Origin of the sequence: Xanthomonas sp. SHU 199, from assembly GCF_000364665.1 — a bacterium.
Lineage (GTDB): Bacteria > Pseudomonadota > Gammaproteobacteria > Xanthomonadales > Xanthomonadaceae > Xanthomonas_A > Xanthomonas_A sontii.
This window is the reverse complement of sequence record NZ_AQOI01000774.1, coordinates 1-361: the sequence shown is the minus strand read 5'-3', so window position 1 is coordinate 361 and position 361 is coordinate 1. Positions and strand designations below refer to the sequence as shown.

The 361-nt window shown below is 75.3% G+C and carries 1 protein-coding gene; it reads right to left on the bottom strand.

The window, feature by feature from the left end; translation table 11 throughout:
- Positions 1 to 20: 20 nt before the first annotated feature.
- On the bottom strand, positions 21 to 361 hold a 341-nt coding region (locus D183_RS0121330; RefSeq protein WP_017910785.1), incomplete at its 5' end, for a LysE family translocator.

The window sequence follows — 361 nt, the reverse complement described above, 5'->3', positions numbered from 1 at the left end:
CGACCCGCCTGCGCTTGCGGCTACACCGCCCGCCACAGCAGGCGCAGGCCCAGGCCACTCATCAGCACCGCACTGAGCCGGTCCAGCGGCCGCCGCGCGCGCAGCCACCAGCGCCGCGGCGCCGGTGCCGACAGCAACCCGGCCACCAGCGCGAACCAGGCCGCATCGATGGCGAAGGCCAACAGCGGCAGCGCCACGTACTCGGCGGGCACGCGCTGCGCCGGCAGCAGCGCGGCGAACAGGCCGGCGAACACCAGCGCGGTCTGCGGGTTGCCGAGCTGGGTCAACAGGCCCATGACGAAGGCCGAACGCACCGCCGGCACCTGCTGTTCCGGCGCGATGGCGGCCAGCCACGCTGGCG